Source organism: Pseudomonas quebecensis, assembly GCF_026410085.1.
GTDB lineage: Bacteria > Pseudomonadota > Gammaproteobacteria > Pseudomonadales > Pseudomonadaceae > Aquipseudomonas > Aquipseudomonas quebecensis.
Genome location: NZ_CP112866.1, coordinates 1,555,614 through 1,568,735, shown reverse-complemented (window position 1 = coordinate 1,568,735; position 13,122 = coordinate 1,555,614). Strand labels below are relative to the sequence as shown.

The window sequence follows — 13,122 nt, the reverse complement described above, 5'->3', positions numbered from 1 at the left end:
GCGCCTGAACCGCCGAACTTTGGATAAAAGCTTGACCTGTGCACCGCACATTCCGGGCAGGCCGCGCGCGCCGGTGAGGCGTCAAGGCGGATTGCCTTATAACGTATTGTTCTAAAACTCCCACAATCTGCTCGGGTCAGTTTCTGGGTACCCGCCGTTTTGGCGCGCGGTACTTCATCCCTCCCCAACGGAAAAACCGGTAAGGAATTTATGTGCGGATTAGCTGGTGAGTTACGTTTCGATGCCCAACCTGCCGACCTGGCTGCGGTTGAGCGCATCACCCATCATTTGGCGCCACGCGGCCCTGACGCGTGGGGCTTCCATGCCCAAGGGCCGATTGCCCTGGGCCATCGCCGTCTGAAAATCATGGACCTGTCGGATGGCTCCGCCCAACCGATGGTCGACGCCCAATTGGGGCTGTCCCTGGCGTTCAACGGTGCGATCTACAACTTCCCGGAACTGCGCCAGGAGCTTGAAGCCCTCGGCTACGCGTTCTATTCCGGCGGCGACACCGAAGTGCTGCTCAAGGGTTATCACGCCTGGGGCGAAGCGCTGCTGCCCAAGCTCAATGGCATGTTTGCCTTCGCCATCTGGGAGCGCGATGCGCAGCGGCTGTTTATCGCCCGCGACCGCCTCGGCGTGAAGCCGTTGTACCTGTCGCGCACCGGTCAGCGCCTGCGCTTTGCCTCGGCGCTCCCGGCGCTGCTCAAGGGCGGCGATATCAACCCGATCCTCGATCCGGTGGCGCTCAACCATTACCTGAACTTCCACGCCGTGGTGCCGGCGCCGCGCACGTTGCTGGCGGGCATCGAAAAGCTGCCGCCGGCCAGCTGGATGCGCATCGACGCCGACGGCAAGACCGAGCAGAAAACCTGGTGGACCCTGCCCTACGGCCCCCATGACGATGAAAAGAACCTGACCCTGCAAGACTGGACCGACCGCGTGCTCGACAGCACGCGCGAAGCCGTGGCGATCCGCCAACGCGCCGCCGTGGATGTGGGCGTGCTGCTCTCCGGCGGTGTCGATTCGAGCATGCTCGTGGGCCTGTTGCGGGAAGTCGGCGTGCAGGACCTGTCGACCTTCTCCATCGGTTTTGAAGATGCCGGCGGCGAGCGTGGTGACGAGTTCCAGTATTCGGACTTGATCGCCAGGCACTACGGCACGCGCCATCACCAGTTGCGCATTGCCGAGAGCGAAATCATCGAGCAACTGCCGGCGGCCTTCCGGGCCATGAGCGAACCGATGGTCAGCCACGACTGCATCGCCTTCTACCTGCTGTCGCGGGAAGTGGCCAAGCATTGCAAGGTGGTACAGAGCGGCCAGGGCGCCGACGAATTGTTCGCCGGTTACCACTGGTACCCGCAAGTGGACGGCGCGAGCGACCCGTACGCGGCCTATCGCGAGGCGTTTTTCGACCGCAGCTACGACGACTACGCGGCCACCGTCGCGCCCAAGTGGTTGACCGCCAACGACGCCGCCGGTGACTTCGTACGCGAGCATTTTGCGATGCCGGGCGCCGATGCCGCCGTGGACAAGGCTCTGCGCCTGGACAGCACGGTGATGCTGGTGGACGACCCGGTCAAGCGCGTCGACAACATGACCATGGCCTGGGGCCTGGAAGCGCGCACGCCCTTCCTCGACTATCGCTTGGTGGAACTCTCGGCCCGTGTGCCAGGTAAGTTCAAACTGCCCGATGGCGGCAAGCAGGTGCTTAAAGAGGCCGCACGCCGAGTGATCCCCAGCGAGGTCATCGACCGCAAGAAAGGCTACTTCCCGGTGCCGGGTCTCAAGCATTTGCAAGGCGATACCCTTAACTGGGTGCGTGAATTGCTGCTGGACCCGAGCCAGGATCGCGGCCTGTTCAACCCAGCGATGCTCGATCGTCTGCTGACCGACCCCCAAGGCCAGCTGACCCCGCTGCGCGGCTCCAAGCTGTGGCAACTGGCAGCGCTGAACCTGTGGCTCAGCGAACAAGGAATCTGATTGATGAAACCTCACGCCGCGGCTTACAGCCAACGTTTGTTGAAGGGCCAGGCGCCGACCTATGAGCGCCTGCAGGCCCGCCTGGCCGAAGATGGCAGCCCCCTGGCCGCCGAGCCGATTGCGGTGCATTGCGGCTGGGGTCGCCTGTTGATCGGTCACACCTTTCCCGACCCGACCAGCCTGGCTAAAGAGTTGCTCAAAGAGCAGCCGGGGGAGCGCGATATCGCACTGTACGTGGCCGCGCCCCAGCAGATTCTGGGGATCGACCCGCAGCAATTGTTCCTCGACCCGTCCGACACCCTGCGTTTGTGGTTCAGCGACTATCGCCCGGCCACGCGAGTATTTCGCGGGTTCCGCATTCGCCGTGTGCAAAGCGAGGCGGATTGGCACGCGGTTAACCTGCTGTATCAAGGCCGGGGCATGTTGCCGGTGGACGCCGAGCGCCTCACTCCACGTCATCAGGGCGGCCCGGTGTACTGGCTGGCCGAGGATGAAGACAGCGGCGCGGTAATCGGCAGCGTCATGGGCCTGAACCATCAAAAAGCCTTTCACGACCCGGAAAACGGCTGCAGCCTATGGTGCCTGGCGGTCGACCCGCAGTGCACCCGCCCCGGTGTGGGCGAAGTGCTGGTGCGCCATTTGGTCGAACACTTTATGAGCCGTGGCCTGAGCTACCTCGACCTGTCGGTGCTGCACGATAACCGCCAGGCCAAGAACCTCTATGCCAAGCTGGGTTTTCGCGCGCTGACGACCTTTGCGATCAAGCACAAGAACGGCATCAACCAACCGCTGTTCCTTGGCCCCGGCCCTGAGGCGGGGTTCAACCCGTATGCGCGGATCATCGTCGAAGAAGCCCATCGGCGCGGCATCGATGTGCAGGTCGATGACGCCGATGCCGGGCTGTTCACCCTCAGTCATGGCGGGCGCCGGGTGCGCTGCCGCGAATCGTTGAGCGACCTGACCAGCGCCATCAGCATGACCCTGTGCCAGGACAAGAGCCTGACCCACAAGACCTTCGAGGCGGCCGGGTTGAACGTGCCGTCGCAGCAGTTGGCGGGCAGCCCCGACGACAACCTGGAGTTCCTCGATCGACACCAGCGCATCGTGGTCAAGCCGCTCGATGGCGAACAGGGCCAGGGGGTGGCGGTGGATCTGCGCACCATTGAAGAGGTCCAGCAGGCCATCGAAGCGGCGCGCCAGTTCGACAGCCGCGTGCTGTTGGAGAGCTTCCACGAGGGCCTGGACCTGCGCATCCTGGTGATCGGTTTCGACGTGGTCGCCGCCGCGATCCGGCGTCCCGCCGAAGTCACCGGCGATGGTCAGCATTCCATCCGTGCGCTGATCGAAGCCCAGAGCCGACGTCGCCAGGCAGCCACCGACGGCGAGAGCAAGATCCCACTCGACGCCGAGACCGAACGCACCCTCGCCGCCGCCGGTTATGACTACAGCAGCATCCTGCCACGCGGCAAAACCCTGGCGGTGCGGCGTACCGCCAACCTGCACACCGGCGGTTGCCTGGAGGACGTCACCGCAATCCTGCACCCCACGCTGGTGGACGCCGCCGTGCGCGCCGCCCGTGCCCTGGACATCCCCATGGTGGGCCTGGACCTGATGGTGCCCGCCGCCGATCAACCCGAGTACGTGTTTATCGAAGCCAACGAACGGGCCGGCCTGGCCAACCACGAGCCGCAGCCGACGGCCGAGCGATTTGTGGACCTTCTATTTCCACACAGTTAGAAGCCTCGAGTTACAAGCTGCAAGCTTCAAGAGTAGAGCATTGCCGGCAAGCCTCAGATACCGCTTTTAACTTGAAGCTTGCAGCTCAACGCTTGCAACTAAAGGAAACCTTTATGACCCGAACCATCCCAGAACCGGATCTCAACTACCTGCAAAAAGTCCTGCTGGAAATGCTCGCCATTCCCAGCCCTACCGGCTTCACCGACACCATCGTGCGCTATGTGGCCGAGCGCCTGGAAGAACTGGGCATTCCGTTTGAAATGACCCGGCGCGGCACTATTCGCGCCACGCTCAAGGGTCAGAAAAACAGCCCGGACCGCGCGGTGTCGGCGCACTTGGACACCATCGGCGCCGCCGTGCGCGCGATCAAGGACAACGGCCGCCTGACGCTGGCGCCGGTCGGTTGCTGGTCGAGCCGCTTTGCCGAAGGCAGCCGGGTGAGCCTGTTCACCGACAACGGTGTGATCCGTGGCAGCGTGTTGCCACTGATGGCCTCCGGGCATGCGTTCAACACCGCCGTGGATGAAATGCCGGTGAGCTGGGACCATGTCGAGCTACGCCTGGACGCCTACTGCGCGACCCGCGCCGACTGCGATTCCCTGGGGATCAGCGTGGGCGACTACGTGGCGTTCGACCCGTTGCCCGAGTTCACCGAAAGCGGGCATATCAGTGCCCGCCACCTGGACGACAAAGCCGGCGTCGCCGCCCTGCTCGCGGCGCTCAAGGCAATTGTCGACAGTGGCGAACCGTTGCTGATCGACTGTCATCCGCTGTTTACCATCACCGAAGAAACCGGCAGTGGTGCGGCGGCGGCGCTGCCTTGGGATGTGAGTGAATTTGTCGGTATCGACATCGCCCCGGTCGCGCCCGGCCAGCATTCCAGCGAGCATGCGGTGAGTGTGGCAATGCAGGATTCCGGCGGGCCGTACGACTATCACCTGTCCCGGCACCTGCTGCGCCTGGCGGCGGATAACGAACTGCCGGTGCGCCGTGATCTGTTCCGCTACTACTTCAGCGACGCCCATTCGGCGGTGACCGCCGGCCACGATATCCGCACCGCCCTGCTGGCATTCGGCTGCGATGCAACCCACGGCTATGAACGCACGCACATCGACAGCCTGGCCGCGCTGAGCCGCCTGCTGGGCGCGTATATTCTCAGCCCGCCGGTGTTCGCCAGCGACGCGCAACCGGCCCAAGGCTCACTGGACCGCTTCAGTCATCAGATCGAGCACGAAACGCAGATGGAGAGCGACACGCGAGTGCCATCGGTGGACAGCCTGATCGGTCAAAAGTCCTGACGCTGGCAACTGGAGTCCCGGCGCAGTAGGATCGCCGGGATCCAACACCCGAGGCTTGTATGCTGATTCCCTACGATGCACTTGAAGTCGACACCCTGACCCGCCTCATCGAAGACTTCGTCACCCGCGACGGCACCGACAACGGCGACGACACGCCGCTGGAAACCCGCGTGCTGCGCGTGCGCCAGGCGCTGACCAAGGGCCAGGCCCTGATTGTTTTCGACCCTGAAAGCGAGCAGTGCCAACTGATGCTCAAGCACGACGTGCCCAAGCATCTGTTCGACTGAGCGGATCTTTCAGGGGTTGGGCACCACCACCGGATGAGTGGCGGGTCCCTGGCGCTTGAGGATTTTCTGGTACACCTCGGCGCGATGAACATTCACCCCGGCCGGGGCCTGGATGCCGAACTTCACGTGGTTCCCGTTCAATTCGACGATGTGCAAGGCGATGTCATCGCCGATGGAAATGCTTTCGCCTACGGCGCGGCTTAAGACCAGCATGGCGGTTGTCCTTTTAGAGTGACAGGACCCCGACCATGCGCGCCGGATGTAAAAGCATCAATGCCCTGCCCCTAAAACAGGCAGGCCCTACATCGACCGGTAATTTAACTGACAGACTTGGTGAAAGATGCGAAGGGGTTTTCCACTCTCTCACCTATGGTTTTCTACATAAATTCATCACCCTCGGGGGCAAGCCTGAGAAATTGAGGTTCTTGTGATGTTTCAGCCTTTGGTCGCCTGCGCCTTGGCGCGCATTTTGTCGGCCATGCTGGCCATTTCGTCATAAAGCAGTTGCGGGTTCTTTTGCTTCAATGCCCAGGCCATCCGCCCCTGTTCATGGGGCAGAATCATGAACTCGCCCTCGGCGACACGCTGGTAGATGTAATCGGCGATATCCGCCGCCGAGATCGGCGAACTCTCGAGCAACTTGCCTACCTGCGCTTTCATGGCCGGCGTGGGGCCTCGGAACGAGTCCAACAGGTTGGTCTGGAAAAACGATGGGCAGACCACGTGTACCCCGACTTCCTGTTGCCTGAGCTCCACCAGCAGGCTCTCCGACAGCGCCACCACGCCGGCCTTGGCCACGTTGTAGTTGCTCATGGCCGGGCCCTGCATCAGCGCCGCCATGGACGCGATGTTGATGATGCGACCCTTGCTCTTTTCCAGCAGCGGCAGGAACGCTTTGCAGCCCTTGACCACGCCCATCAGGTTAATTGCGATCTGCCAGTCCCAGTCTTCCAGCGACAGCTCCGCAAAGAACCCGCCGGAAGCCACCCCGGCGTTGTTGACGATCACATCGATCCCCCCCAACTTGACCTCGCAGGCCTGGGCAAACGCGGTGAGCTGGCTGTAGTCGCGGACATCGCAGCGCTGTACAAAGCCTTCGCCGCCGACTTCGCGTACCTGTTTGAGGGTTTCCTGCAGGCCGGGCTCACTCACATCCGACAAGGCCAACTGCCAGCCCTCGCGCGCCCAGCGCAGCGCGATTTCGCGACCCAGGCCGGAGCCGGCACCAGTGATCATCATGCGATTTTGCATAAGAAGTAGCCTTGTGGTTCACAGAAGAAGTGATCGGCAGTGTAGCGAAGGTTGTTGGGCGGCCCACTCACCATCAGAGTGATGAATGCCCCGGGCAAACCGGCGGCCAGGTCGGATGCCTGCGCTCGGCCTAAGTTCAATCTTTTTTCAACTAAGGCTTAGTCCGACGCAGTATTTAAAGGAAATAAGCTAGTTATCGAAATGGATTAAAAAAACAGGGAATTTTCTGTACGGCACTACAGTCGGAGTTGTTAAGGCGCCGGTAATTAACATTACGGTCCTACCGTTAAATAACCTGTCCTTGCATAAGGCCTATAAGGAAATAAAACCATGAGCCTCATTTTAATCATCATTCTGATTCTGCTGCTGGTCGGCGGTCTGCCGGTGTTCCCGCACTCGCGTAACTGGGGCTATGGCCCGTCGGGTATTCTGGGCGTGGTACTGGTCGTGCTGCTGGTGCTGTTGTTGCTCGGCAAGATATAAAAGCGCAGTCAAAAAAAAGAGGCCTTCAAGAAGGCCTCTTTTTTATTGCCGGTCAATCAGTCCGGCTTGCCGTCTACCACGCCGGCGGTATTGTCCAGCAGGCTCTTGGTGGCCGTTTGCAGGAACGACTCAAGTTTCTGCTTGAGTGCCGCCTCGTCCGAGGACTCGGGAATTAATTTACCGGTCGGGTTGGCGCCCAATTCGTACTGCCACAACTTTGGTGGCATTTCCTTGGGCAGTACCAGGATGCGGTCCGCCGTCACCAACGCCACGGTCTGATCGCTGCCCGAAGGCTTGATCACGCCGAAGCCCTTGTCGCCTTCCGGCAGGTTCAGCAGGTCGCGCCCCCAGCACTGATGCAGGGTTTCGCCACCGAGGCGTCCCATGATGGTCGGCACGATGTCGATCTGCGTACCCACCGTGTGATCGCGCTCGCCGAACTTTTCCTGCATGCCCGGCGCGATCATCAGCATCGGCACGTTGAATCGGCCCAGGTCCATCTCGGTGATCTGTTGTTCGTTGCCGAAGCCGTGATCGCCGACGATCACGAACAGGGTTTCCTTGAAGTACGGCTCTTTACGCGCCTTTTCAAAGAACTGGCCCAGGGCCCAGTCGGAGTAACGCATGGCGGTCAAGTGTTCGTTGAGACTGCCACGGTCGGTGACTTTCTCTACCGGCAATGGCGTGGGCAACGCGTACGGCGTGTGGTTGGACAGGGTTTGCAGCAGCGCGTAGAACGGCTTGCCGCCTTCACGAGCCTTCAGCTCTTGCAGGCCACGGTTGAACATGTCCTGGTCGGACACGCCCCAGGTCGGATCGGAGAACACCGGGTCGACGAAGTCGTTACGGCCGATGAAGTTGGTCATGCCCTGGTTGCTGAAGAAACCCGACTGGTTGTCCCAGGCGAAGTCGCCGTTGTAGACATACACGTCGTCGAACTTGCGCGCGCTGAGCAGCTGCGGCAGACCCGACAGTTTGTGGCTGCCTTCGGGGGTCTGCATCAGGTATTCGAAGCCCGGCAGGTTCGGGAAGCAGGCCATGGTGGCGAACATACCCTGGTGGGTATGGGTACCGTTGGAGAAAAAGCGGTCGAACAGCAGGCCTTCCTTGGACAATTTGTCGAAGTATGGGGTGATGTTGCCCGGACGGCCCAGCGCACCCACCGAGTGGCCGGCGAAGCTTTCCATCAGGATCACGACAACGTTTTTGATCGGCAGGGTCTTCTCGGCCGGCGGCAGGTAGTCACGGCGTACGGCGGCAGTGTCGGTGTCTACCAGTTTTTCCGCCGGCAGTACCAGCATGTCGCGTACGGTCTGGGTCGCCAGCGGCTGTTCCAACGTGGCTTTCCAGATGTTGGAGCGGTCCTCGGAGAAGCGCGCCTTGGCCGCTGCAATCAGTGACAGTGTGCCGTTGAGGCCCAACTGGTTGGCGAAGTTGGACTCGGTGGTGTACACGTCGCCCCAGCGCAGCGGCGGGCCCTGGCGCAGGGTGCCACGGGCGGCGACCACGGCCACCAGCAGGCACACCACAAATACGGCGATGCGCGAATACCACGGCGCTACCTGGCGCGTACCGATGCTGCCGCCGCTGAACGGGCCGCGCGGGCGCGTGGCGCGGTCGGCGCCTTTGAATGCCATGCTCAGGATCAATGTACCCACGGCCCACGCCAGCAGGTAACGCACCACCGGGAAACCGTACCAGAGCATGCTCATCACGGTTTTGGGGTCTTCTTTCACATACTGGAACACCAGGCCGTTGAGACGCTGGTGGAACTCGCGATAGAAGTCCATTTCCATCAGGCCCAGGAACAGGGCAATGCTGGACGCGACGGTCAACCAGAAACGGAAGAACCCCCGCGCAGCCATCGCGCGCACGCTGAACAGCGCCAGCAACAGCGGGATGCTCAGGTACACCACCAGGCGCAGGTCCAGGCGCAGGCCGTTGCCGAACGCTTCGAGGAACGTCGAGGCCGGCGTGTCGAGGATCATCTCGCGGTTGTACACCAGCAGCGCCAGGCGCAGCAGGGAGAACATCACCATCATGATCAGTGCGCACAGCAGCGTGTAGGCCAGATGGGATTTGACGGTCGGTTGCAGCAGGCGAGTCGAGGCTCGCTGCTGGCTCAGGGCGTCCGGGTTTGCCATGTCGTTTCAGGACCCATTGGAAGTTGAAGTGACGAAGTATTGCAGTGGCGCGAATGGTGCCCGATCAATGCCATCAAGGCTATTAATTACTGAACGAGCACCGCTGCGCCGCCTTTAAAAGCGCCTGAGGCAGGGGCCTTGGCCGGGAGATGGAGCCGGGGGATTGTCTTGAATGGGATGTGAAAATTTTGTGCAGCGAATATTTGGACACACAAATCTGTGCAATGCGCTGAAACCAGGCTGGGAGGGAGCAGGCCCCCTCCCACGCTTACCGTGCCGCTGAGCGAGCTGTCAGATCCGCACGTTACCGCGCGGCCCGGCGATCGCCCAGATGATCAGGCCCAGCACCGGCAGCAGCAGGATCAGCAGGATCCACAACACCTTGGCCCCAGTGCTGGCGCCGCTTTTGAAGACGTTGATAATCGCCCAGATATCCAGCGCGAGGATGATCAGGCCGATCAGGCCGTTGAAAGTGGAACCCATGGTGTCGCTCCTAAGTGAGGGCATGCCCTTGTAGGATAGTCAGCCCCTGCCAGGGTTCCGTTTTATTTCAGACATGTACGGCGATTTTCAGGGCTTCCAGGGACGGCTCGGCCTTGATCCCGATCTCGGCGCACAACGCCAGCACGCGCGGCAAGGCATTGCCGTGGACCAGCACCACCTGGATGTCGTCGTCCAGCAACTGGCTGAAGTTCACCAGCACATAACCGCCGTCTTCCCGGCTCAAGGCGCTCATTTGCACCTGGATACGATTGAGCGCGGTCAGCGCCTCGGTCTTGGCCAGTTGCTTGGGCTTGAGGTTGAACGCCACGCCGGGGCCGAACGAAGCGACGATCTGGGCAAACAGGTCGCCATAAGTGTCGGCCTGGAACAACACCGTGTCGGGCAGGCTGCCGACTACGACCCACTCTCCCAGCGGAATCGGGAAGGTGTCGTCGTAGTTGATATCCGGGTTGGCCGCCAGAAACGCTGCCGGATCGGCGTAGGCCTGGGCTGCTTCCTCGGCGATGCGCGCCACCTCATCCTCGCCCATGACGCCGGCGCTGATGTGACTGATAAGTTCGACGAGGGCGGTTTTCATGGGGCATTCCTGCAGCGGTGTGATTTTCGAGGGCGCAAAGCCTACACCAGATTCTGCAAGCGCGCCGCCGTATCCATCGCACCCATGGTTTGCGCCGCCGCCAGCGCCGTAGCGCCCTGGGCGTCGGTGGCGTTGGGGTTGGCGCCCTGGGCGAGCAGGTAGTCGAGCATTTCAACGCGATTGAACATCGCCGCCATCATCAACGCGGTGCGACCGTCCGAAGATGCGGCCTCCACCGGTGTACCGCCTTCGATCAGGGCCTTGACCACGGGCAGATTGCCTTTGAACGCCGCGCCGGCGATCGGTAATTGATTCTTGTCGTTGGCGATCAGCGGGTTGGCCTTGAATTCCAGCAATACTTTGACCGCTTCGGCATGGCCGTGGTACGCGGCGAGCATCAGCAAGGTGTCGCCATTGTGGTTGCGCAAGTTGGCCGGCAAACCCTTGGCCAGCAGCGCGGCGAGCATGGCGGCGTCGCCTTTGCGGGCCACATCGAAGACCTGTTCGGCAAATTCGGCGGCTTCGTCTTCGGTCATTTGTCGAGGGGTGGACATGCGGGGCTCCTTAGCGGGTGCGAATTCAAGTACTCATAGGGCGCCCAGTGTCGCGACGGAGTTCCCCACTGTCATGGCTTTTTTGTCAAAAGCCCCCATAGCCACAATCAATAGCGAAAATGGCCGCCCTGGATTTGCGCCAGTAACTCACCGGTGACCGGTACGTACCCCTGCGACCCCGGCAGCCAGGCATACACCGGGTCGTTGCCCGCCCTGGCCGGGTCAAAGGCTTCTTCCTTAAGCCGTACTTTCTGGTACTTGAAGGTGCCGGTGGTTTCCATCTGCACCTTGATCCGCAGGAATAGCGGCACTGCGTAGGGGGGCAACTGACTGTGGGCAAATTGCAGCAGTTCACGCATGTCCAGTGCGGCCAGGGACTCGCTTGGGGTGATCGCGACCATGCCGGCGCGCCCGTTGGTGTTGTTGATTTCAACGCCATAGGCCACCACTTCGGCGATCTGCGGATGCTGCAGCAGCACATTCTCGACCTCGGTGGTGGAGACGTTTTCACCCTTCCAACGATAAGTGTCCCCCAGGCGATCGACGAACTGCGCATGGCCGAACCCGATGCTGCGCAACAGATCGCCGGTATTGAAGTAACGATCACCCGGTTCGAAGACGTCGGTGAGGATGACCCTGAGATTCTTTTCCGGGTCGGTGTAACCGTCGAAGGGCGACTTGTCATCGATCCTGGCCAGCAACAGCCCCTGCCCGCCCGTCTGCACCTTGCGCATGAAACCATCGCCGCCACGAATGGGTTCGCCGCTGTCATGGGCGTAGTCCACCAGTGCCCAATGCTGCAGGCAAAAGCCGATGGTGTTGTCGAAATTCAGCACGTTGGTAAAACCGATATTGCCGTCACTGGCAGCGTATAACTCGCAGACATGCGCCACGCCGTATCGCGCCTTGAACTGGGCCCATACACCGGGGCGCAGGCCATTGCCGACCATTTTGGTGACACGGTGGGCTCGATCGCTTTCGCTCGGCGGCTGGTCGAGCAGGTAACGGCACAACTCCCCCACATAGCCCAGGGTGGTCGCGTTGAACGTGCGCACATCGTCCCAGAACTGGCTGGCGCTGAACTTGCGGCGGATAGCGAACCCCGACGCGCCGACAATCGCCGAGCCCCAGCACACACACAGGCCGGTGGCGTGGTACAGCGGCAAGGTGCAATAGAGAACTTCGTCAGGGCCCATGTCCAGGGCGATACGGCCGAAACTCACGGCGGTCCTGGTCCAGCGCCCGTGTTTCATGATGCCGGCCTTGGGCAGGCCAGTCGTGCCGGAGGTATAGATATAGAAACAGGGGTCGTTGAAGAACACCTGGGCAGTGCTGGCCGGGTTGCCCTCCGGGCAGTCGGCACTGGCCGCGATCAGTTCGATATAGCCCTCGGGCTCTGGTGCGGGCTGGTCAGGAATGAACCAGGTGCGCGCGGCCTGGATCGATACCTGATCGCGCACAGCGTCATAGGCCCCCATCAATTCCCCGCCGACCACAATCGCCACCGGGCTGACCAGGTTGAGGCTGTGCACCAACGTTGCCTGGGTTTGCGCGGTATTGACCATCGCGCAGACGCCACCCAGCTTGGCTACCGCCAGCACACACAGCAGCAACTCGGGGCGGTTTTCAATAAACAGCGCAACGACGTCCCCCTTGCCCACGCCTTGGGCCTGCAGGTAATGGGCGATACGGTTGGCCTGCCGATTGACGTCGGCGTAACTGAGCACGCGGTCGCCATACAGCACCGCGTGGCCGTGCGGGTTGCGCAAGGTGGCTTGCTCGAAGTGCCAACCCAGCCCGCACGGTTGGCCGGGGTCGGTGACATTCGCCGCGCGCAGGCCGCGCACCACGCGCGGCAGCGCGCGGACAATGGCGGGCACCTTACGCAGCATCTTGCCCCAGGTGATCATGTCGCCGTGCGGAGGGTTCATGGTGGAACGTCCTTTTTCTTATTCTTCGAATGATGCACAGGCAGCAGCTTCACCGTAGGACGCTGCCAGATACCTAGCGGGAAAATACGTGAGCCCCTCTTCAGCTGTACACGCGGGATTTGAAAAGTTTTGTATCCCGACAGGCGTGCTCGGCAAAAGGGAATTTAGCGGCGCCTGCGCAGTCTTTAAACATAACCAGATGCCGATTGCACCGCATCGAGTAACGCAAAATGCAGGATGCATGATGGCCATTCATGCAAATTGCACGAAATCGAAAATTCTGATTTTTTGCAAGCCTATGATTTATAAAGAGTTTTTTAATTTCTGCTAGCTGGCACAATCGCTGCACCTATCACTCCATGCTTGCCCACTT

12 protein-coding genes are annotated in these 13,122 nt (G+C 61.3%); 5 read left to right on the top strand and 7 right to left on the bottom strand.

The annotated features are described in order from the left end of the window. Window positions 1-210 precede the first annotated feature (210 nt). The 4 genes from OSC50_RS07415 to OSC50_RS07400 all read left to right on the top strand — a co-directional run bounded on the left by OSC50_RS07415 (window position 211) and on the right by OSC50_RS07400 (window position 5,305). Entirely contained in the window at window positions 211-1,983 is a 1,773-nt protein-coding gene (locus OSC50_RS07415; RefSeq protein ID WP_253508676.1) for an N-acetylglutaminylglutamine amidotransferase, read from the top strand. Window positions 1,984-1,986: 3 nt separating this feature from the next. Continuing rightward, window positions 1,987-3,720, top strand: coding sequence for an N-acetylglutaminylglutamine synthetase (gene ngg / locus OSC50_RS07410; RefSeq protein ID WP_266246238.1), 1,734 nt, complete (start codon window positions 1,987-1,989; stop codon window positions 3,718-3,720). 113 nt (window positions 3,721-3,833) lie between these two features. Further along, window positions 3,834-5,018 carry an osmoprotectant NAGGN system M42 family peptidase gene (locus OSC50_RS07405; protein WP_181075680.1) on the top strand — a complete coding sequence of 395 codons (1,185 nt, stop codon included), beginning with the start codon at window positions 3,834-3,836 and terminating at the stop codon, window positions 5,016-5,018. A 59-nt stretch (window positions 5,019-5,077) separates the two neighbouring features. Continuing rightward, window positions 5,078-5,305, top strand: coding sequence for a YheU family protein (locus OSC50_RS07400; protein ID WP_003192759.1), 228 nt, complete (start codon window positions 5,078-5,080; stop codon window positions 5,303-5,305). 9 nt (window positions 5,306-5,314) lie between these two features. Here the strand turns inward: OSC50_RS07400 and csrA are convergent, their stop codons facing one another. Together csrA and OSC50_RS07390 are read right to left on the bottom strand one after the other, a co-directional pair. Next, window positions 5,315-5,518: a carbon storage regulator CsrA gene (csrA, locus tag OSC50_RS07395; RefSeq protein WP_181075682.1), complete on the bottom strand. Its 204-nt coding sequence runs from the start codon at window positions 5,516-5,518 to the stop codon at window positions 5,315-5,317. A 222-nt stretch (window positions 5,519-5,740) separates the two neighbouring features. Beyond that, a complete protein-coding gene (locus tag OSC50_RS07390) occupies window positions 5,741-6,556 on the bottom strand; it encodes an SDR family oxidoreductase (protein WP_181075684.1) in 816 nt (271 codons plus the stop codon). A 330-nt stretch (window positions 6,557-6,886) separates the two neighbouring features. Between OSC50_RS07390 and OSC50_RS07385 the strand changes: the two genes are divergently transcribed. Continuing rightward, on the top strand, window positions 6,887-7,039 hold the full coding sequence (locus OSC50_RS07385; RefSeq protein ID WP_003192767.1) for a DUF3309 family protein: 153 nt from the start codon (window positions 6,887-6,889) through the stop codon (window positions 7,037-7,039). A gap of 56 nt (window positions 7,040-7,095) precedes the next feature. Here the strand turns inward: OSC50_RS07385 and OSC50_RS07380 are convergent, their stop codons facing one another. From OSC50_RS07380 to OSC50_RS07360, 5 genes are all read right to left on the bottom strand, one after another. Then, window positions 7,096-9,183, bottom strand: a complete 2,088-nt coding sequence (locus OSC50_RS07380; protein WP_253508680.1) for an LTA synthase family protein — start codon at window positions 9,181-9,183, stop codon at window positions 7,096-7,098. 291 nt (window positions 9,184-9,474) lie between these two features. Beyond that, window positions 9,475-9,666 carry a PLDc N-terminal domain-containing protein gene (locus OSC50_RS07375; RefSeq protein ID WP_003172956.1) on the bottom strand — a complete coding sequence of 64 codons (192 nt, stop codon included), beginning with the start codon at window positions 9,664-9,666 and terminating at the stop codon, window positions 9,475-9,477. Between the two features lie 67 nt (window positions 9,667-9,733). Further along, window positions 9,734-10,264, bottom strand: coding sequence for a hypothetical protein (locus OSC50_RS07370; protein WP_266246243.1), 531 nt, complete (start codon window positions 10,262-10,264; stop codon window positions 9,734-9,736). Between the two features lie 41 nt (window positions 10,265-10,305). Continuing rightward, window positions 10,306-10,818 carry an ankyrin repeat domain-containing protein gene (locus tag OSC50_RS07365; RefSeq protein ID WP_181075689.1) on the bottom strand — a complete coding sequence of 171 codons (513 nt, stop codon included), beginning with the start codon at window positions 10,816-10,818 and terminating at the stop codon, window positions 10,306-10,308. A 107-nt stretch (window positions 10,819-10,925) separates the two neighbouring features. Further along, window positions 10,926-12,749 (bottom strand): long-chain-acyl-CoA synthetase, encoded by a 1,824-nt coding sequence (locus OSC50_RS07360; RefSeq protein ID WP_266246246.1) that lies wholly within the window; start codon window positions 12,747-12,749, stop codon window positions 10,926-10,928. Window positions 12,750-13,122 lie beyond the last annotated feature (373 nt).